This window comes from Streptomyces sp. NPDC040405, assembly GCF_055595765.1.
Genome location: NZ_JBVIVI010000024.1, coordinates 1 through 20,212, shown reverse-complemented (window position 1 = coordinate 20,212; position 20,212 = coordinate 1). Strand labels below are relative to the sequence as shown.

The 20,212-nt window shown below is 73.2% G+C and carries 8 protein-coding genes and 1 pseudogene; 1 reads left to right on the top strand and 8 read right to left on the bottom strand.

Features of this window, described 5'->3' with window-relative positions:
- Positions 1 to 3: 3 nt before the first annotated feature.
- From ACZ59A_RS43340 to ACZ59A_RS43310, 7 genes are all read right to left on the bottom strand, one after another.
- Positions 4 to 8,256 carry an amino acid adenylation domain-containing protein gene (locus ACZ59A_RS43340; protein ID WP_470970976.1) on the bottom strand — a complete coding sequence of 2,751 codons (8,253 nt, stop codon included), beginning with the start codon at positions 8,254 to 8,256 and terminating at the stop codon, positions 4 to 6.
- Entirely contained in the window at positions 8,240 to 9,115 is an 876-nt protein-coding gene (locus ACZ59A_RS43335; protein ID WP_470970973.1) for a 3-hydroxyacyl-CoA dehydrogenase family protein, read from the bottom strand. Before ACZ59A_RS43335 ends, ACZ59A_RS43340 begins: the two co-directional genes overlap by 17 nt.
- Complete coding sequence (locus ACZ59A_RS43330) at positions 9,112 to 13,686, bottom strand: condensation domain-containing protein (protein WP_470970970.1); 4,575 nt, start codon at positions 13,684 to 13,686, stop codon at positions 9,112 to 9,114. Before ACZ59A_RS43330 ends, ACZ59A_RS43335 begins: the two co-directional genes overlap by 4 nt.
- Positions 13,683 to 15,545, bottom strand: a complete 1,863-nt coding sequence (locus ACZ59A_RS43325) for a non-ribosomal peptide synthetase (RefSeq protein ID WP_470970967.1) — start codon at positions 15,543 to 15,545, stop codon at positions 13,683 to 13,685. Before ACZ59A_RS43325 ends, ACZ59A_RS43330 begins: the two co-directional genes overlap by 4 nt.
- Before the next feature lie 70 nt (positions 15,546 to 15,615).
- On the bottom strand, positions 15,616 to 16,626 hold the full coding sequence (locus ACZ59A_RS43320) for a 3-oxoacyl-ACP synthase (protein ID WP_470970964.1): 1,011 nt from the start codon (positions 16,624 to 16,626) through the stop codon (positions 15,616 to 15,618).
- Entirely contained in the window at positions 16,623 to 17,741 is a 1,119-nt protein-coding gene (locus tag ACZ59A_RS43315) for an acyl-CoA dehydrogenase family protein (RefSeq protein WP_470970962.1), read from the bottom strand. Before ACZ59A_RS43315 ends, ACZ59A_RS43320 begins: the two co-directional genes overlap by 4 nt.
- Positions 17,734 to 18,039, bottom strand: a complete 306-nt coding sequence (locus ACZ59A_RS43310; RefSeq protein ID WP_470970959.1) for an acyl carrier protein — start codon at positions 18,037 to 18,039, stop codon at positions 17,734 to 17,736. The genes ACZ59A_RS43315 and ACZ59A_RS43310 overlap by 8 nt, the downstream gene beginning before the upstream one ends.
- 628 nt (positions 18,040 to 18,667) lie before the next feature.
- Here ACZ59A_RS43310 and ACZ59A_RS43305 point away from each other — a divergent pair.
- A pseudogene (locus ACZ59A_RS43305) lies at positions 18,668 to 18,754 on the top strand (XRE family transcriptional regulator); the annotation flags it as partial.
- 93 nt (positions 18,755 to 18,847) lie between these two features.
- On the opposite strand, the gene ACZ59A_RS43300 reads toward ACZ59A_RS43305, so the two are convergent.
- Positions 18,848 to 20,113, bottom strand: a complete 1,266-nt coding sequence (locus tag ACZ59A_RS43300) for a tetratricopeptide repeat protein (RefSeq protein WP_470971008.1) — start codon at positions 20,111 to 20,113, stop codon at positions 18,848 to 18,850.
- Between the last annotated feature and the right edge of the window lie 99 nt (positions 20,114 to 20,212).

Here is a 20,212-nt window from a genome sequence, read left to right as displayed (position 1 = left end):
GGGTCAGCCTCGCTCGTCCCTGTGCGCCCGAAGGCTCTTGGCCAGCACCCGGCCGATGTCGGCCATCGCGTCGGGGCTGCCCATGTCACCGTGGAGATGGGCGCTGTGGTGGACCGTGATCTCGCCGTCGACGTAACGCTTCCAGCAGCCGGGATCGAGGGGCGCGCCCCGGTCGTCCTCCAGCGCCCGGAAGAACAGCAGGTCACCGGTGTAGGCCCCGGGGCGGAACGCGCCCCCCAGCCGCAGATTGTTGGTGTAGACGGCGCCCATGGCGGACAACTGGCCATCGGTGAAACCGGAGAACACGCTGTCGGTCCGGCGGACGATGTCCAGGAACTGTTCCCGGGTCAGGTCCTCCGGTGGCGGCCCGGCGGGCTGGATGCCCGCGAACACCAGCAGCGCGGCCCACATGGCGCTCTCGGAGCCGAACGCGTCGGGGCCGGGCGGACCAGGAGCGTCGGCCAGAACATAGGCGTCCAGAAGCGTCAGCAGCCCGACCCGGTCGCCCTGCCGCTGGAGCAGGGTGGCCATGGAGTGCGCCACCAGACCGCCGAAGGACCAGCCGAGCAGTTGGTACGGGCCGTCCGGGCATACCGCGCGGATCTGCTCCACGTAGTCGGCGGCCATCTCCTCGACGCTCCGGGCGAGCGGTTCGCCCGGTTCCGACCCGCGCGCCTGGAGGGCGTAGACGGGCTGGTCCGTGCCGAGCTGGCGCATCAGGGAGGAGTACATCCAGCCGATGCCCCCTGCAGGGTGTACGCAGAACAGCGGGGGCCGGTCGCCACCCGCGCGCCGGGGCCGCAGGGGCAGCAGGACATCGAGGGCGAACCGCTGGTCGTCGGCGCCGATCCGGTCGATGAGCGCCGCGACGGTCGGCGCGACGAACAGGGTGGAGGTGTCGATGTCGGCGCCCCATGTGGCGCTGACCCGCCGGGCCAGCCGGGCCGCGAGCAGCGAGTGGCCGCCGAGGTCGAAGAAGTTGTCGTCCAGCCCCACGGTGGAGCGGCCCAGCGCCTCGGCGAACAGCAGGCACAGATGCCGTTCCTGGATGGTTCGCGGGGCGCGCCCCTCCGCGCGGGCGGTGGTGAAGGGATGGGGCAGGGCGGTGTGATCCGTCTTGCCGTTGGGGGTGCGCGGGAGTTCGGGGAGCACGACCACGGCCGACGGCACCAGGGTGGGCGGCAGCGTCGTACGGAGCGCGCTGATCAGCGTGGCGGGCAGGGCGGAGGCGGCCCCGGCCGTCCCGGCCCCGCGCGGCACCGGCTCCGACGGATGGGCGGGGGCCTGGTGGACGTCGCGGAAGCGCGTGCCCTCGCCGGGCATCAGGACGGCGTCGAAGGTGCCGGGCTCGGCGCCGGGGGTGGCCAGGACGCGGTAGCCGTGGCCGCGCCCCAGCTCCACCAGCTCGTCGACGGGCACGCCGGGGACGTCCACGGGCCCGCCGGGGGCGAGCCTGCCCACCGTGGCGCCGGGTGGCGCGGTGTCCAGCGCCCGCCAGACGGCCAGGTCGGGGTGGAGCCGGGTGTCCGGCACGCCGGTGATCCGCAGCGCCAGGTCGGAGGCGGCGGCGCCCAGCAGCGCGGCGAGCCCGGCGAGACCGCCGACATCCGTGCCCCAGCGCAGTTCGGTGGCGCCCCCGGCCGAGGCGGCGGCCGTGGGTTCCTTGTGGATGACCACGTCGTAGCGGTATCGGGTCAGCTCGTTGGCGTGGCCGGACTTCAGCCGGATGTCCGCCCCGGCGCCCCAGGCGGCGAAGAACGCGGGTGCGACGGCGAGTTCCGGATCCAGCATCGCGCGGCGCCCGGCGGCCAGCCGCACCGCGTCGACCGGGGTGGACGGCGCGGCGTCGGAGTGTGCCACGACGGCGGACAGGCAGGGCACCAAGCGGGCGTCGCGCACGTCGCCGACGAACAGCGCTCCGCCGGGGGCCAGCAGCTCCAGCGCGCCGGTGAGCACCTCCGTCAGATAGTCGAGCGAAGGGAAGTACTGCACGACGGAGTTGAGGATGACGGTGTCGAAGTGTCCCCGTGGCAGTCCGGAGAAGTCGTGCGCGGCCTGCTGCCGCACCCGCACCACCTCCGCGAGCTCCGGCCGCTCCGCGAGGGCTCGGCGCAGCGCCGTGACGGCGACCCCGGACAGGTCGGTGGCGTGGTAGCTCTCGCAGTGGGGCGCGAGTCCGGCGAGGATCAGCCCCGAGCCCGCACCGATCTCCAGGACCCGGGCGGGCCGCAGTTCGCGCAGACGGCGAACCGTCGCGTTCCGCCATTCGAGCATCGCCTCACGAGGGATGGGCATCCCGTCGTAGGCGCTGTTCCACCCGGTGAAATCGGCGCCGAACGCGTTCCCGGGACCATCCCGGTGGGCCTCCGCCTCACCGCCGTAGACGCTGTCGTACGCCGAGGCCCACTCGGCGAGCCTGTCCTCCCGCGCCGCGCCGCCGTCGAGCGCGACCGGGTCGGGTACGACGTACGCCACCAGCGAGGGCTCACCGCGCTCGCCGTCGGTCCAGGTCCGTACGGCCGCCGCGGCGACCGCGTCGTGCCGCAGCAACGCGGTCTCGACCTCGCCGGGCTCGACGCGCACACCGCGGATCGTGACCTGCTGGTCGGACCGGCCCGCGAACTCCAGCTGCCCGTCGGCGTTCCAGCGGGCGAGGTCTCCGGTGCGGTACATACGGGCGCCCGGGGGGCCGCCCGGGGCGGCGACGAACCGTTCCGCGGTCATCCCCGGCCGGCCCAGGTAGCCGCGGGCCACACCGCGCCCGGCCAGGTACAGTTCACCGACCCGCCCGGGGCCGACCGGGCGCAGCGCACCGTCCAGGACATGGATCTCGGTTCCGCACACGGGGCGGCCGATGGGGGTGGACCCGCCGGTGAGGGGATCGCTGACGGAGGCGCAAATGGTGGCCTCGGTCGGGCCGTAGCCGTTCGAGAGCCGGGCGTGAGGCGCCCACCGGGCGGCGATCTCGGGGCGCAGCGCCTCGCCACCGCACCGGATCACCATCCCCTCCGGGAGACTCTCACCGGGGGTGAGGACGGCGAGGGCGGAGGGCGGCAGAGTGATCGCGGTGAGCCGCTCGTCGTGGGCGAGCCGGGTGAGCTCCCGGCCGGGGCGCAGCAGGCCGACGGGGGCGACGACGAGGGTGGAGCCGGAGGTGAGCACCTCGAAGATCTCCAGCAGGGCGGTGTCGAAGCTCGGCGAGGCGAACTGAAGCACCCGGCTGCCCTCGCCGAGCCCCATCCGGGGGGTGGTGGTACGCAGCACGCCCGCGATGCCGGTGTGCGGAACCACCACGCCCTTGGGCCGTCCGGTGGAGCCGGAGGTGTAGATGACATAGGCGGGGTGCCCGGGCCGCAGCGGCGCGGTGCGCTCGGCATCGCGCGGGGCGTCGCCGTCGCGGGCGCCGACCCTCGCCCCGGTCTCCGGATCGTCCAGGACCAGCAGGCCGTCGCGGCCACGTACCGCGGGGAGGGCGGCCCGCTCCCGGTCGGTGATGACCACGGCCGGGTCCACGTCGGCGAGCATCAGCCGCAGCCGCGCCTCGGGGTACTCGGGATCGAGGGGGACGACGGCCGCCCCGGATTTCAGGACGGCGAGCAGCGATACGATGAACTCCGCGCCCCGGGGCAGCAGCAGCGCGATATGGCCCTCGGGACCGGCGCCGCGCGCGATCAGCTCTCTGGCCAGCCGGTTCGCCCTGGTCTCCAGCTCGGCGTAGCCCAGGTCCCCGCCGTCCGCCACGGTGTGGACCGCCGTGGCGCGCGGCGTACGGGTGGCCTGGGCCTGGAACAGCTCGGGAAGGGTGCGCGCCGCCCCGGGGTCGCCGTGGCCGGTGCGGTACCCGGCCAGTACCGCGTGGTCGGCGGCGTCGAGCAGATCGATCCGGCCCACCGGGGTGTCGGGCGCGGTCGTCATCACCTCGATCAGCTTCAGCAACCCGGCGAGCAGACCCTCGATGGCCTCGGGCTCGAACAGCCCCGCGCGGTACAGGAGGTTGTGCTCCAGGACGGGCCCCCGCGGGATGCTCATCAGGCTGAGGGGGAAGTGGCCCGCGCTCTCGCTGGTGGCCGCGGTGACCTCCACACCGGGCAGCGACGTCCACATGCGGCTGTCGGAGGGGAAGTTCTCGTACACCATCGCGGTGTCGAACAGCTCGCCGAGTCCGGTGGCGCGCTGGATGTCGGCGAGCCCGACGTGGTGGTGTTCCAGCAGCCGCGCCTGCTCCGCCTGGACCCGCGGCAGCAGGGCGCCCAGCGACTCCTCCGGGGTGAACCTGATCCGTACCGGCAGCGTGTTGATCAGGAAGCCGACCACCGACTCGATCCCCGGAACCTCCGGGGAGCGCCCGGAGACGCTCACGCCGAACACGACGTCGGGGCGGCCGGTCCACTGGGCCAGGAGCAGCCCCCAGCAGCACTGGAGCAGCGTGTTGACGGTGACGCCGTGGCGGGCGGCGAACGCGCCGAGGGCGGCCGACTCCGCCTCGGTCATCCGGTGCGCGCGTCTGGCGGGCCACACCGAGGCCCGGTGGGTGCCCGCCGGGGCGAGGAGGGTCGGCTCGGGCGGCCCGGCCAGCACCTCCCGCCACACCCGCAGCGAATCCTCGCGGGCCCGCTCGTCCCGTCCCACCAGCCAGGCGAGATGGTCGCGGTACGGCACGGGTGCGGGCAACCCCTCCGGGCGGGCGCACAGTTCGAACAGCTCGCGCAGGAAGATCTGCGCCGACCAGCCGTCGAGGAGGATGTGGTGGAGGGTGATGAGCAGCCGGAACCTGCCGTCGCCGAGGCGCAGCAGCTGGAACCGGATGAGCGGTGGGTCGGCCGGGTCGAATCCACCGACCCGGTTGTCCGTGACCAGCCGGGCGGACTCGGCCTCCTGTTCTTCGGGCGGCAGACCGGCCAGATCCAGTTCCTCGAAGTGCGGCGGCCGGTCGCAGATCACCTGCACGGCACGGCCCGATGGCAGCCAGGCGAAACCGGCGCTCAGATTCGGGTGGCGGCGGCACAAAAGGTCGCCCGCCCGGCGCAGGGCGGCGACGTCCAGTGGGCCGCGCAGGTCGACGGCGACCTGCATGACGTAGACGTCGTCATCCTGCCGGTCGTACTGCCCGTGGAAGAGCAGGCCCTCTTGGAGCGGGGACAGCGGCAGCACGTCGAGGAGCGCGGGGTAGCTGTCCTTCAGCCACCGCCGGTCGGCCGCGTCCAGCCGGAGCAGCGGCCCGGCCGGGGCCGCCGGGGCGCGGGACTCCGGGGCGCGGATGACGGCCACCTCGGCGAGGCCCGCCGGGGTCTTGCGCTCGAAGACGTCCTCGGGGGAGAACCCCAGACCGGCGTTCCGGGCCCTGCGCACCAGCTTGATGGAGCGAATGCTGTCGCCGCCGAGCGCGAAGAAGCTCTCGTGCGGGCCGACTTCGTCGCGGCCGAGCACATCGCCGAAGACCTCCCGGAGCACCCGCACCGGGCCGGGAGCCGCGTCGCCGTGACCCGGCTCCGGCCCGCTCACCGCCGCCGCCGATTCGGCGGCCAGAGCGAGCCGGTCGGACTTGCCGTTGGGATTGAGCGGCAGCGTTTCGCGTACAACGATCGCCGCGGGCACCAGGGGGCCCGGCAACTCGGCGGCCAGGGCGGTACGGAGCGCCTCGGGCTCGGCCGTATGGCCGCTCGCGGCCACGACGTGCGCGGTCAGCGTACGGTCGCCCTCGCCGTCGTCGGTCGCGACGACGACGGCGGCCGAGATGCCGGGACGTGCGGTGAGCACCGCCTCGATCTCGCCCAGCTCCACCCGGTGGCCGCGCACCTTGACCTGGTGGTCGGCGCGCCCGGCGAATTCCAGCTCCCCGGTGGCCGACCAGCGGGCCAGGTCGCCGGTGCGGTACATGCGTGCGCCGGGACGGCCGAACGGGTCGGCGACGAAGCGCCCGGCGGTCAGCCCGGGGCGGTACGCGTACTCCCGGGCCAGATAGTCCCCGGACAGGTACAACTCCCCGGTACGGCCTGGTGGTACGGGACGCAGGGCCGGGTCCAGCACATGGCAGCGCACATTCCCGGCCGGGGTTCCGATGGGCAGCGGCCCGTCCACGCCGGGCGGGCACCGCCGGCTCGTCGCGTACACGGTGACCTCGGTGGGCCCGTAGACGTTGTGGACGGTGGCACCGGGCGTGCGCCGATGCACCTCGCGGACCAGCTCCGGGGGAAGCGGTTCGCCGCAGAACACATAGACGTCCGCCCGTTCGCGTACCCACTCGGCCTGACTGACCTGGCGGTAGACCGAGGGTACGGTGTTGATCAGGCTGCCCTGCCAGTCGGGGATCTCCAGCAGCGACAGCAGGTTGCGCACCAGGTCGACGCTTCCACCGACGAGGAGCGGCACCAGAATCTCGAACACGGACATGTCGAAGCTGAACGAGGTGGCACCCAGCACCCGGGAGAACGCCGCCGCGCCGAACTCGGCCTCGGACCAGGCGGCGAAGCTCAGGACGGCCCGGTGGGTGACGACGACCCCCTTCGGCGCGCCGGTCGAGCCCGAGGTGTAGATGACGTACGCGGCGCTGCCCGGCAGCGGTCGCCCCACGGGGACGTCCGCGGCGGGAGGGGCCGCCAGCTCCGCGGCCGTGGCCGGGTCGTCGAGGAGCAGCACGGCCCCGGCCCCGGCGGGCAGCCGGTCGCGCAGCGCGGTGGTCGTGAGGACGACGGCGGGGCGGGAGTCGCCGAGCAGGAACGCGATCCGGGCGGGCGGGTAGTCCGGGTCGACGGGAAGATAGGCCGCGCCCGACTTCAGGACGGCCATGATCGCGACGATCGCCTCGGTGTCGCGCGGCAGCATGAGGGCGACGGTGCGCTCGGGTCCGGCACCCCGGGCGGCCAGCAGCCGGGCGAGGGAGCCTGCCCGCTCGGCCAGCTCGCCGTAGCGCAGTTCGGTGCCCCGGCAGCGGACCGCGACGGCGTCCGGGTGGCGGCGGGCCCGCGCCTCGAACGCCACGGGCACGGTGGACTCCGGGATCTTCGTCACCGGGCCCCTGGCCGCCTCGGCCAGACGGCCGATCTCCTCCCGCGTGGCCAGGTCGAAGCCGCCGATGGGGGCGTCCGGCCGTGCCACCAGACGCCCGGCGAGGGAGAGGAACCGCGCCCGCTCATGCGGGTCCGCGCCGCGTACGTCGGTGAGCCAGCCGTCGGTGCTGTCGTCGCACCGTACGAACAGGCCATCCGCAGGTTCGCCCCAGACCCGCACGACCACGGCCTCGCAGCCGGGCCCGAACCGCAGATCGGTCCGGCTGTCCGCCGGCCCGGCGACCACGCCGTAGGGCAGGGAGGGCGACCAGGGCAGGTCCTCGTCGGGGCGGAAGCCGTGCCGCCGCGCGCGGCGAAGCTCCAGCCCGGCGTGCGCGGCGACCTCGGAGAAGCTCATCCCCGATGTCACCCCGAGCCGGACCGGCACGATTCGACCGTGCCGCCCGGGCCCGGCGCCCGCGCCGGCGCCGGTCCAGTGGCCGAGCACCAGGTCCCGCGCGCCGGTGAGCCGATGGGCATGGACGGCGAGCGCGGCCAGCAGCACGGCCGCCGGACCGCCTCCACCGGACCGTGACACCCGGGCGAGCGCCGCGGCATCGCCCAGCGGGGCCCAGTCGGGGCCCGCCGAAGGGGCCGGGGGGCCGCCGGGCACGGTGCCCCGCGGCTCCGGTCCGAGGCTGCCGCGTAGGACGCCCGCCCAGTAGCGGCGGTCGGCAGGACCGCGCTCCCGTCGCGGGCGGGCCGCCTCTTCCGCCACCGGGCCGGGGGGTGCCGCCGGGGTGCCCTCCGCCGACGACCGGTACAGCTCGGCGGTGCGGCGGGCGACTGCGAGGGCGCCCGGCTCGTCGTTGACCAGCCGGTGGTAGCGCTGGAACCAGCCGGTTCCGCCCCCGGGCAGCGGGAACAGCACGTGCCGGTACAACGGGCCTTCGCCGGGCGGCATCGGACGGGCCATCTCGTCGGCCATCCAGCCCTCGGCCCTCCGCGCTCCCGGGTCGACGGTGTCGATGACGGGCTCCGGACCGGTCCACCGGCGCAGCCCGGGCAGCGGCTGATCCACTGTCAGGACCGTGTGGAGACCAGGACACTCGGCCAGAGCGCGGCGCAGCGCGTCACGGAACACATCGGTCCGCAGCGGGCCGTCGATCGTCACATACAGCGCCACACAGTCGGTGGCCGGATCCCGGCCCTCGGCGAGTGCGGCGCGCTGGGCCGGGCTCGGCTCCACCGGTTCAGGACGTGTAGTCATGGAACCCCCTCCCTGTCTTGCGCCCGAGGTGGCCGGCCCGCACCAGCCGGGTCAGCGCGGGCGGCGCGGCGTAACGGTCGTCGTCGGTGTGCGCGTCCAGCACGGTCAGCGTGTCCAGCACGTTGTCCAGACCGATCAGGTCGGCGGTGCGCAGCGGCCCCATGGGGTGGCCGAGACACCGTTCGAAGACGGCGTCGGTGGTGGCGGCGTCGTCCGCGGCGCCGCCGAGGGCCGCGGCGGCCTCGGCGATGGTCAGCATCAGCACCCGGTTCAGGACGAATCCGGGTCCGTCGCCCACCACGACCGCCTCCTTGCCCAGCCGCTGTAGCAGGCGCAGCGCCGTGTCCAGGGTGCGCCGGGAGGTGTCCGGCGCCCGGATCACCTCGACGGTCCTCTTCAGCGGCGCGGGGTTCATGAAGTGCAGGCCGAGGACCCGGTCGGGCCGCTCGGTACGGGCGGCGAGCGAGGCAATGGGAATGGCGGAGGTGCACGAGGCGAGGGGTGCGTCCGCCGGGAGGTGACCGTCCAGCTCGGCGAGGAGCGCCTCCTTCAGGTCCACCCGCTCGGTGGCGCATTCCACGACGAACCCCGCCTCGCCCAGCGCGTCGATCCGGTTCGCCCAGCGCACCCGCGCCAGCACCTCGGCGGCGCTCTCCGCCCCGCGTCCGCCCCGGCCCAGGAGCAGGCTCAGCCGCAGCGCCTCGGCCATCGTCGCGCGCGACCGTACGACGGCGCCGGGGTCGGGCTCGACCACCACGACCGGGTATCCGGCCTGGGCGAAGCACTGGGCCACACCGGTGCCCATCGTGCCCGCGCCGACGATGCCGATGTGTTCTCCGCCGTGGGTCTGCGCTGTCACGGTGTCGCCTCCATCGGCGCGTCGGGTTCCCCTTGGACGATGTGGCGCAGCGCCACCTCGTGAACCGGCAGCCCGGGGGCGTCGAGCAGGCCACCCAGCAGCCGCCGCAGATCGGTGGCCAGGGCGGCCGCCGTGCCCGGGTCGAAGACCTCGGGAGCGAAATCCAGTCTCAGCGTCAGCCCGCCGCCGTCGTCGTCCGGCTCCCAGACGAGCCCGAGTTCGGTGCCGGACGTCACCGCCGTCTCCCGGTGCCGCCCCGGCCCGTCGAAGCGCACCGGCAAGGCGTGCGGAGCGGTCCTCCCGGGTGCCGGATCGGCCAGCGCGCGGCGGACCCGGTCGACGAGTTCGCCGAATCCGGGCTCGTCGGACAGGTCGACGCGCACCGCACGCTCCGTATCTCCCGGGACGGCCGGGGTGGTGGCGAGGGCGAGTTCGTCCTGGTCGGACACCCAGCCGAGCAGGACGAACCAGGCGGCGAGCAGCCCGGTGTGCGCTCCGTCGGGCCCGGCGAACTCGACCAGGCGGGCGTGGGTGGCCCGGTCCATGCTCAGCGGCACGCTCGCCGTGGAGTACCGCGTCCGCTCCGGGCGCGGGCGGTCGCCCGGCACACGCGGCGCCATCGCTGCGATCGCCGCCGTCGTCTCCGGGGGCGCGGGCGGGGCGGGCCGCTCGATGAACGCGGCGATGGGGCGTTCGCTGTCCCCCGGCTCGGCCAACTCGGTGAGGAGGGCGAGATACGCCGAGGCCAGCTCGTCGGCGGTCCCGGGGGAGAACAGTTCGGTGCTGAACTCCAGGCAGGCCGCCATGTCCTCCTCCCCTTCACGGTCCGACGTCATCAGCGTCAGGTCGAACTTCGCGGTACCGGCGGGCATGCCGCCGAAGTTGTTGACGACGGTGTGCCGATGGTCGAAGAACCCGCCTTCCGCTCCGTCGACCGGCTGGATCGGGGGGAGTTCCTGGTGGACGTAGAACACGTCGAACACCGGGCTGCGGCTCAGGTCCCGGTCGGAGGTGAGCGCGCTCACGACCAGGTCGAACGGAACCTCCTGGTGCTCCAGCGCCTCCAGCACCACCGACCGTACGTGCTTGAGGAACATGCCGAGGCCCGGTTCGCCGGACAGGTCCGCCCGCAGCGCCACCGTGCTGTTGAAGAAGCCGATCAGATCGCGCAGTTCGGGACGGCCGCGACCGGTGGTGGGCGTTCCGACCACCACATCCCGCTGGCCGCTGTAGCGGGCGAGGAGCAGGTAGAGCGCGGCGAGCAGCACCATGAACAGCGTCACCGACTCGCGCGCCGCCAGCGCCCGCAGCCCACGGACGACCGGTCCGGGGACGGTGAACGGGCGGAGGTCTCCCGAGAAGTGCTTGCGCGTGGGCCGGGCGTGGTCGGTGGGCAGCCGCAGCACCGGGACGTCGCGCAGTGTCTTCTTCCAGTAGTCGAGCTCGTGGTCCAGGGCCCGGCTCCGCAGCAGGTCCCGCTGCCAGCGCGCGTAGTCCCGGTACTGGAGGGGGAGCGGGTCCAGACGTGGCCGCCGCCCCTCGCGGCGCGCTGCGTACAGCTCCGGCAGCTCGCGCTCGAAGATGCGGGGCGAGCCGCCGTCGTTGACCGAGTGGTGCATGGTGACCTGCATGACGTGCTCATCGCTCCCGAGCCGGACCACGAGCAGCCGCAGCAGCGGGTCGGTGGCCAGGTCGAACCGGTGTTCCGCCGCCTCTCGCACCAGCTCACGGGCGGCCGTGAGCGGATCGGGTGCGGCGGAGACGTCGGCGAAGCGGTAGAAGTCGCCGAGGGCGGGACGGATCACCAGCACCGGTTCGGCGTCGACATCGAGGAAGTTGGAACGGAGCACCTCGTGCCGCAGAGCCAGCTCCTCCCACATGCCCTTCAGCGCGGCCACGTCGATGGAACCCGTCAGATGGCTGACCATCGGCAGGTTGTAGAGCGTGGTGTCCTCGTGCAGCTGGTGGTGGAACCACATCCGGCGCTGTCCGGAGGACACCACCAGCTCCTCCTGCGGGACGACGGGCGGCAGGGGCTCCCGTACGGCTGTCGCCCGGGAACGGATCGTCTCCGCGAAGTCCGCCACGCGCGGGTGCTCATAGAAGTCCATCAGCCGGGGACGGAAACCGAACCGCGCCTCGATCCGGTCCACGAGCTGGAGGGTGATGATGGAGTTCCCGCCGAGTTCGAAGTAGTCCTCGTCGGGGGCGACACCGGCGTCGGCGTGGAGGAGATCGGCGACCTCGGCACACAGCCACGCCACGCCATCGGCCGGCTCGGGCGCGGGGGAGGAGGGCGTGGGGGACGAGGGCGCGAGGGCGGGGGACGAGGGCGCGGGCCCTGGGGTCGTGGGTGGTTCCTGCCCGGGCGGCGGCGCCACGGCGGCCCGCCGCGTCCAGCAGGGCGTGTCGCTCAGCGGGTGGCCCGGCAGCCGTACCCTGCGGGCCGTCCCGCCCAGCGCCGCCCAGTTCAGGTCCATGCCGCGTGAGTGGAGCAGGCCCAGCACCCCGAGCAGACCGCCGTTGTGCGGGGAGGCGAAGTGGACGTGCGCGTTCTCGTGGTGGCCGACGTGCTCCGCCAGCAGGGTGCCGAGTACGCCCTCCGGGGCGAGGTCGACGAAGACCACCGGCCCGTCGGCCAGCAGCTTCCCGGCGGCGGCGGTCAGCCGGGCCAGGTCCGGGGCCCGGTCGGCCGCCGCCGGGTCTTCGGCCGCCAGCTCCCGGCTGTCGGCCGCCGAGAGCTCGCCCCGCAGATGGCGGGCCGCGTAGCGGGAGCTTCCCGAGCTGAGGATGGCGTCCACGGTCACGCCACAGCGGCGCAGCTCGTCGTAGGCGGCGAGCTGGCCCGCCAGCACCGAGGCCGTCGCACCGGTGGCCGGGAGCGAGGGAGGCAGCGGTCCGGGCGTCACGTCCGGTGTCGGGGGCGCGGGGGACAGCAGCAGCGCGACCGCCGGGACACGCGGCTTCCGGGCGACGGCGGCGGCCGGTCGGCCCTCCTCCCCGGCGGCGAGCCAGGTGGCCTGCGCGGCCAGCCGGAGCGCCAGTTCCCCGGTGTCATGGGCCAGGACCGCGACCCGGTGCGGATACCGCGCACGCCCGAGGTTGAGGGTGAACGCCACATCGTCGAGGCGGTGTTCGGTGTCGCGCAGCGCGGTGCCGAGGTCGGCGCAGAGCGTGGCCAGAGCGGTGGGGGTCCGTGCGGACACTCCGATCAGCCTGGGCGCCGCGGTGTCGCGCTCGCGCCGGTCGGGTGTGGTTTCCGGCGGCTGCTGTACCACGCAGTGGGCGTTGATGCCGCCGAGGCTGAAGGAGCTGACCCCGGCCAGTCTGCTCTCCTCGGTCCAGGGCCGGGCCTCGGTGACCACTTCGAGCCCTGCGGCGGCGAGGTCCCTGCCACCGCTGGGCCGTTCGAAGTGCAGGGAGGGGTACAGCTCGCCGTACCGGACGCTGAGCACGGCCTTGATCAGGCCCGCGATCCCCGCGGCGTGGTCCAGATGGCCGATGTTGGTCTTCACCGAGCCGATGGGCAGCGTGCCCGGCCGCTCGGCGAACGCGGCGGCGATGCCTTCGAGTTCCACGGCGTCGCCGAGCCGGGTGCCCGAGCCGTGGGCCTCCAGATATCCCGCCCGCGCGGGGTCGGCACCGGCGGCGCGCCAGGCTTTCGCCATCACCGCCGTCTGGGCGACCGCGCTGGGGGAGCTGATCGTCGCGGAGGCGCGGCCGTTGTGCAGCGTGGCGCTGCCGCGGATCACGGCGTGGATCGGGGCCCCGTCGGCGATCGCCCGTTCCACCGTGGTCAGCAGCAGGGCGGCCCCGCCTTCGCCGCCGACCGTGCCGTCGGCCCGTTCGTCGAAGGCCCGGCAGCGGCCGGAGGGCGAGGCCAGCTCGGCGAAGCCTTCGACCTCCCGCGCGGGATAGCCGTCGATCCGCAGGCTGACGCCACCCGCGATGGCGTAGTCGGCGTCCCCGCACGCCAGTTCGCGGCAGGCGTGGTGGACGGCGAGCAGGGAACTGTTGCACCCGGAGTCGACGGCGTAACAGGGACCGGTCAGGTCCAGCAGGTGTGCGATGCGGGCGGGCAGCCCGAAGGGAACGTTCCCCAGGGTGCTCAGGGCACCCGGTTCGTCCAGTCCGGCGTAGTAGTCGGAGGCGGCGGCACTGAACACCACGGCCGTCGGGCTGTCGCGCAGGGCCGAGGAGGCGTAACCGCCGTCCTCCAGGGCCTGGTGGGCGAGGGTGAGGGCGAGCCGCTGCTGCGGGTCGATCAGCGAGCCCTCGCGCCGGGACAGACCGAAGAAGGCGTGGTCGAAGGTGTGGATGTCGGCCACGTGCCCCATGGGCAGCAGGCGGGCCGCGGGGTCCAGCCCGGTCGCCTCGGCCCTGGCCGACGGCATCTGTCCGACCGAGTCACGGCCGGCGAGCAGATTGGCCCGGAATTCGGCCAGGTCGACCGCGTCGGGGAAGCGGAGGGCGATGCCGATGATGGCGAAGTGGCGGGTGTCCGGTTCCACAGTGGTGACGTCGGCGGTGGGGGAGTGCGTCGAGGAGGGCCCCTTCCCTGCCGCGCTCATACGTCGAACCCGGCGGGCTTGGGAGCCGCCCCCGCGGACTGGGCGGCGGAGGCCCACCCCATCGCCGGGGCCATGGCCTCGGCCTGGGCCGCGATGGTGACGAGGTCGAACAGCACGCCGGTCCGGATCGCTCCCGGCCAGCGCTGTTCCATGCGCAGATGCAACTCGGCGACCCGGCGCGAGTTGCCGCCGACGGCGAAGAAGTCGTCGTCCGGGCCGAACTCGTCGTGGCCCAGGACCGCCGTCCACAGCGTCGCGACCGCCTGCTGCGGCGGCGTCCAGTGGTGCGCGCCCGCGCCCGGGGCGGCGCCCGCGCCTTCCACGTCCGGCAGGAGCGCGCGCAGGGCGGCCTCGTCGGTCTTTCCGGTCACGGCGACAGGGATCCGGCCGACCGCGACGAAGACCTCGGGCACGGCCTGCTTCATCAGCCGCTCGGCGCAGAATTCCGACAGCTCCCTGGCGCCGGGCAGGGGACCGGCCGCGTCCGCCGGGCTCCAGAAGGCGGTGAGGACGGGCTCGCCGTGCTCACCGTGCACGGCGAGGACGACCGCCTGACGCACCGCCGGGTGCTCCTCCAGCACGGCGGCGACGGCGTGTCGTTCGACGCGCGCCCCGCGCACTTTGACCTGGCCATCGGCGCGGCCGTGCAGGTGGAGGTCGCCCGTGGGGCCGACGCTGGCCAGGTCCCCGCTGCGGTACATGCGCTCTCCGGGGTCGGTGCCGAATGGTGAGGCGACGAAGTGTGCCGCGGTCTCCGCCGGGCGGGCGGCGTAGCCGTCGGCCAGCTGCCGGCCGCCGAGGTAGAGGTCGCCGATCGTGCCGGGCGGTACGGGCGCGAGGCGCTCGTCCAGGACGTGGGCTGCCGCGCCGGAGTACGGCCTGCCGATGGGGACGCTGCCCGTCGGTACGGCCGTGACCCGGTGGCCCGCGATCGAGACGGTGGTCTCGGTGGGCCCGTACGCGTTGTACAGCTCGACGCCCGGCAGGGTCCGGAGGTGCTGCTCGACCAGGGCGGGCGGGAGTTGTTCGCCGCCGAGGAACACCATCCGCAGGTGGGTGTCGGCGCCGTCGAGGTGGGCCAGCATCAGCCGGTAGTACGAGGGGGTGGCGGCCAACTGGGTCGCCGACCAGCGCCGGAGAAGCCCGGCCGTCTTCTCGGAGTCGGACAGCGCGAGGTCGTCCGGGAGTACGGCGGTGCCTCCGGTGCACAGCGCCCGGAACGTCAGCATGAACGAGCCGTCCCACTGCAGGCGCAGCGCCGACAGGGCGACCTGACCGGGCTCGTGGCGGCGTGCGGCCAGCCAACTGGCGAAGGCGGCACGGCTGACGAGGACGGCCTTGGGCGCCCCGGTCGAGCCGGAGGTGCTGATCAGGTAGGCCGGGGTGCCCTCAGGCACATCGGCGGGCGGGATCGTGCCGGACACCTCAGGCGGGGCGGGAGCGTCCAGATCGCACCGGACCGGAGCGGAGCGCGAACCGGTCAGGGCGCGCACCGCGTCGGCCCGGGTGCCGGGATCCTGGCCGTGGAACACGACGGCCGCGCAGTCGATGTCACCGAGCAGCGCACGGGTGGGGCCCACCGGATACCCGGGCTCCACGAGGCACCAGGGAGCGCCCATCCGCAGCGCGGCGACCATACCGACCAGGGTGTCGGTGCTCTGCCGCAGGAGCAGCAGGACGACCCGGCCGGGACGCACCCCCGCGGCGGTCAGCCGCGCGGCCAGGGCCGCGCTGGCCCGGTCGAGTTCGCGGTACGTCAGGGAGGCGTCTCCGACGGCGATGGCGGGCCGGTCGGGCACCCGGCGGATCTGGCCGAGGATCGCCCGCAGCACATCGGGAGGCTTGGGTCCGTGCGTCACATCTACCCCTCTTGGGCGACGACTTGACGTGGTCGGTGTCGGGAACCTCTGGGTTCACCACGGCTTTCGCTCAGCTTGTCCCCGTCGCCGGGTCCCGGAGCCGGCGCAGCAGCCAACTGCTCCAGGCCGCCACCGGACTGCTGTTCATGACCAGCGTGTACGCGCCGGGCGGCTGCGACGGCGCCGCGTCCTCCAGGTTGATCAGCACGTCGACGGGGCCCAGGTGCCCGTACCGGGCGAGATTGCGGCGGCAGACGGGGGCGAGGGTGAGGCCGAGCGCCTCCTCCCAGAAGGAGAACGCCCCGGTGGCGAGGTTCTGCATGAGCCAGGTGGCGACGTCGGCGCTCCGCAGACCGTTGCGGCGCAGCAGTTCGCCGTTGAGCTCGGTGAAGCGGTTACGACTGGTGACCGCGAGCCGGAAGGAGTATCCGGGCTCGTCGGCGCACTCCTCGGTCCACTCCGCCTCGGGCACACCGCGGTAGTCGATCCGGAACAGGTCGGCGTAGGCGCCGTCGCTGCGCATGATCTGGTCGACCAGTTCGTAGCGTCCGGTGCCGTCCGTGGTCATCAGGACCGCGGCGGCGCCGTCGCCCAGCAGGGTCATCGGCGGGCGGTAGCGTGAGCGGGTGGCCGCCTTGGCCGTGGCGACGACGAGTACGGTGCGGCAGCCGGGGTGGCCGCGCAACAGGGCCGCGCCGAGGGTGAACCCGGCCGAGACGGACACGCACCCGAGCTCACCGACGCCGGTGGTCAGCGCCTTCGTGGCGCCCAGCGCGTGCTGGAGCCGGGTCGCCTCGGAGGCGAGCAGATAGCGTGGCGCCCTGCCCTGCACCAGCAGCAGGGCGTCGAGGTCGGCGGGGTCCAGCCCATGGCGGCGCAGCGCCTCGGCGGCGGCGCGCGCGCCGAGGTCCGTCTCGTCGAGTCCCTCGGCGACCGTGACCTCCTCCACCCCCAGCGACAGGGCGTGTCGCCGTCGCGCAGGCGGCAGCGCGTCGAGCCCGGGCAGGTCGGCCACGGCCAGTGATGTGTCGGGGAACCAGGTCGCGACGGGGCCGATGGTGATCGGCGCGGTGGCCGTCATCGCGTGGCACCGCTTCCGGCGTGGGCGGCGAGCACCTGATCGCCGATGTTCACCTCGGCCACCTCATCCGCTCCTTCGATAATCTGCATGATCTTGGCGTCCCGGAAGAACCGGCCGACGCGGCTGCCGGGGGCACACCCGGCCGAGCCGAGCAGTTGCACCGACCGCTCGCTGACGGAGGCCGCCGTGGTCGCCGCCGCGTACTTCGCGGCGACCGTCGCGAGTACGGCCTCCGGCGCCCCGTCGTCGCGGTGCCGCGCGGCCCGCTCGCACAGTCCGCGAACGGCCTCGATACGGACGTGGGCGCGGCCCAGGACGGCGCGGACCGTCTGGTGTTCGGCGAGTGCCGTGCCGCCCTGACGTCGGGCCAGGACATGGGCCGCGGCGTCGGCGAGGCAGGCCCGCGCCATGCCCAGACACCCCCAGGCGACCGTGAACCGGCCGTGGTCCAGGGCCGTGGCGGCCACATGGGACAGTCCGAACCCGGGCGGACCGATCAGCCGGTCGGCGCCCACCTCGGCCTCGTCGAAGGACACATGTGCCAAACGGGCGCCACGCATGCCCAGAGCTCCGCGCACCGGCTCGGTCCGTACTCCCGGCTGGCCGGTGTCCACCAACGCGGCGACCAGCCCGCCCGGCGCCCGGGCGAGCACCAGCAGCACATCGGCGACCTGACCGAAGGTGACCCAGAGCTTCCGGCCGGTCAGGCGGTACCCCGCCCCGGGGGCGGGATCGAGCCGCGAGCCGACGGCCGACAGCGCGCTTCCCGCGTCCGGTTCGGTGGCGGCGAAGCCCACGAGGTTTTCCCCCGACACCAGCCGCGGCAGCCACTCGTCCCGCTGGGCCGCCGTTCCCCAACGGTCGACCGCCGCGTTGACCATGCCGCTCACCGTCAGCAGGGCGCGCAGCGCGGTGCATCGCGCGCCGAGCCGCTCCGCCGCCGCCGCGAGTCGGCCGGAGTCGGCATCACCGCCACCGTAGCCGGAGGGCCGGTCGAGGCCGAGAAGCCCGAGCCGTGCGGCCAGCCCGATCGTCTCCCGGGGCAGTCCGTCCCCGGCATCCCAGTCGTCGGCACGAGCCTCCGCCGCCGTGAGCAACGCGGCGAGGTCAGCCACCGCGCCGCTCCCCGGCCGGGGTGTGTGCGGCGGGGGAGTCCTGACGTCTGCGTGACACGAAAGCCGCGATCCTGGTGGCGGTACGGAAGTTGTCGAGGTCCAGGTCCTCGACTTCGACCGTGATGCCGAATGTCTTCTCTACATAGACGACGATTTCGAGGGAACGCAGGGAGTCGACCATTCCGAGGGCGAAGAAGTCGTCATCCGGTCCGACGTCGGACGACGTGAGTGTGCTCAGGTGCCGCCGCACCTTCTCCACAAGCGCCAACGTGTCTTCGGGGTGGGAATCAGCCGACACCACGTCTCCGTTTCCTCCACTGTCCCTGGGCGGGGATGCCCCCGTCGTGATCGCAGTTCAGACTGCCTGTCCCCATCCGATGTGGGTGTCGGCCGAACCCGGGAGTTCGAAATCCCAGCCGGGGGTGAATAAGCCTCGGATGTGCTGCGTTCGTCGGCGTTATCCGCACCCTTCATGCTCGTATCGAATTCTCTTTGATTTTCGCGAAATTGAGGCTAGCACTGGAATTCGAAAGAGTCAGCGACCTTAAGGTGCCGATAAATAACGCTGGTTGGCGCGGAGCCGAGGCACGCCTCCGTGGGCCTGTCCACACCGATCGTCACGCAGGGCGTCGTCACCCTGAGCGTGCTGCACGCCCGGCCGGTGACCTGGAGGTGCGGCAGCCCGCCGCGGGTCGGTGCCCCACCGCAGGGGGTCGTGGTCGTGCCGGGCCCCATCCGTGGTCATCCTCCGTGCCGTGCTTGGTCTGGCTGCCGGCCGCGTTTGTCGCCTCTGCCTTCGGGCGGCGAGCGGGTCGGCGGCGGCACAGTAGTGCAGACCTCTGCCCTGCCCCGGGTGGCCGACACCCGCAGAAATAGGGCAGAGGTCTGCACTGACAGGGCAGGGGTCTGCACCGTGCGATAGGCAAGTGACGATCTTCCCGCCCGACCCCAACCTCGACGAGCTCCGCCTCGAGCTCTCCCGGCTGCGGGCCGCGCGCGGATGGAGCTACGACGTGTCGGAGGACACCTATCCCACCGACGCCTGGTGGACTTCCGTACGGGGGACGACTTTCGCTACGCATACGCTGGCCGCTCTTCCGCCCGCGTCATTCGATTGATGGTTGACTTCCGCGGCCACGGCCGCGGTCCAGGACGAGGAGGATGGGGGACAGGAGCTTCAAAGACCAGTCGACTCGCTTGGCGTCCTCGCTCGCGGGCTGGTTGTTCAGGGCGGTGACAACGCGGCGTAGCATTCTGAGGCTCTCGATCAGCAGCCGCGGGCTTGGACGGAGGGCAAGTACGGAACCCAATTGTTTGGCCAGGCCTGGCCACTGCACCTGGTGGGAGAGGAGCGCAGCAAGCCGGATCGCGGCGGTGACGGGAACGCGGTTTCCCGCCAGGTGTTCCCGCAGCAAGTCCACGAGTGGCCCAGCGATCTCATGTTCTGCCTCGGTGAGCCCGAACTGGATGCTAAACGCCTGGGCGAGATCATCGACCGCTTCCTCGTAGCGCTGCCCGTAGAGGCGCACTACGCCGCGGCCCACCAGGCACCACGTCCACTGATGGTTCCCGGACAGGACCCGGTTAAAATCTTGCTCCGCCTCGGCGAGCCGCCCTGCTTCCCACAGCAGCCATCCACGCATCGCGAATGCGATCGAGCTCGAGCTGTCGATGGCCACCGCATGATGGAGGTCGGACAAAGCCTCGACATCCCGGCCCAGGCCGTGCAGCGCCCAGGCACGGAGCTCGTAGGGCCAGGCATGGCCGCGCGGACCGTCTTCGTCGGGATCGGACAAGGCGCGGCTGACCTCTGCCAAGGCCTTCGCGTGCATGCCAAGGTTGAGGAGCATGTCAGCGAGCTGAATTCGGTACCGCGACCTGTGGGCTTCGAGGCCCGCTGCCCGTGCCATGTCACGGACCGCTTCGTCCCACCGCTCCATTTGCCACAGGCATCGCGATCGCTCCGCATACGCCATGGTGTACTCCGGATCGATCCCGAGCGCGCGATCCAGATCCGCCAGCGCCTCCTGGCTACGGCCCTGCGCGCGGTGCACCTCGGCGCGCTGGACGAGGGCCCAGTCCTGCGCAGGGTCCAGTTCGATGGCTCGGTTGAAGTCGGCCAGCGCTTCGTCGCGGCGACCGAGGCTCAAGCTGGCGTGCCCGCGGAACGTGTGATTCCAGGAACGGTCGGGCTCGATACGGATGGCCTCGCCCCAATCGGCAATCGCTTCCTCGAAGTTCCGCATCCGCTGATGAATGAGGGCACGCCCCACGAAGGCCTCTTCATGCTCCGGGTCCAGGACCAGCGCTGCGGTGTAGTCGGACACTGCATGCCCGTACCGCTCGGCCTGCCAGTGCACCCGGCCCCGCAGCAGCCTAGTACTGCAACGGTGCTTGTTCTGAGTGCTGGGCAGGTTTCAGGGGCTGTGTCTGCGGCGTTTGTAGTGACTGACGCGGGCTTGGTGCTGGCG

Excerpts from the sequence above, each read along its gene's own strand:
- ACZ59A_RS43330 (WP_470970970.1), bottom strand. The coding sequence starts at position 13,686 with ATGAGCGCGGCAGGGAAGGGGCCCTCCTCGACGCACTCCCCCACCGCC.
- ACZ59A_RS43340 (WP_470970976.1), bottom strand. The coding sequence starts at position 8,256 with ATGACTACACGTCCTGAACCGGTGGAGCCGAGCCCGGCCCAGCGCGCC.
- ACZ59A_RS43320 (WP_470970964.1), bottom strand. The coding sequence starts at position 16,626 with ATGACGGCCACCGCGCCGATCACCATCGGCCCCGTCGCGACCTGGTTC.